A 697-nucleotide genomic window follows, 5' to 3' on the forward strand; every position below is an offset into this window, starting at 1 on the left:
ATGGAACGAAGTTTAATCAAAGAAAGGAGCGAAATCTAACGATCTGAAAATTGAAATTTTTTAAAACCTTTTCGCCTTAGAAAAACGTTAAAAAAAAATGTATGTTGAAAACTTAAAAACTAAAAATGGAGATGACGAAATGGAAATAATCGATGTTTATGATAAAAAAACTTTAGAATATATAGAGTCTTTTGAATATACCGATGAAAATATTATTGATTATATAGCAGATTTACACCCAATGTATGAAAGAGAGTTAATTGAATCCAGTACTGGTATGCTTGTTTTTTCCACGATAGGATTTCTTATCTTCGAAGCAACCAATGAAGAGTGGTTAGAAAAAATTAGACCCATAATATTTGATAAACGGACTGAAAAAGTTGTGATAAATGAAGTGACTGTATTTGATAGAAGAAATATGAAGAATAACTAGTTCTAAGCCCCAAAAATTAAGTCCTAGAATTTTCTAGTTATTCTAGGGCTTTTCTTTTATGACTAACTAGTAAAAATACAAAAAAAGCTCAAAACCAAAAAGACAAGTTCAAGATCAAGGGCTTAAATTTCAAAGCGATTTTCAGCTCGTTCGTCCGATGTCTTGATTAAGCTCCATTTCTTCCCAAACCACTGTTACCCTCAGCGTCACTGCTTATACACCTTCCGCATTCAGAAAAAAAGGGGCGGAAAAACTTTTGAGAAG

1 protein-coding gene is annotated in these 697 nt (G+C 31.6%); it reads left to right on the top strand.

Going from position 1 to position 697, the window contains the following annotated elements; genetic code table 11:
* The first annotated feature begins 139 nt into the window (after window positions 1-139).
* Window positions 140-433, top strand: coding sequence for a hypothetical protein (locus ACH0AK_RS14920; protein WP_034690366.1), 294 nt, complete (start codon window positions 140-142; stop codon window positions 431-433).
* The last annotated feature ends 264 nt before the right edge of the window (window positions 434-697 follow it).

The sequence above is a fragment of the Enterococcus pernyi genome, assembly GCF_045371165.1.
GTDB lineage: Bacteria > Bacillota > Bacilli > Lactobacillales > Enterococcaceae > Enterococcus_B > Enterococcus_B pernyi.

Bases quoted from the DNA above. Each gene is read 5' to 3' on its own strand.
- ACH0AK_RS14920 (WP_034690366.1), top strand. From the start codon at position 140: ATGGAAATAATCGATGTTTATGATAAAAAAACTTTAGAATATATAGAG.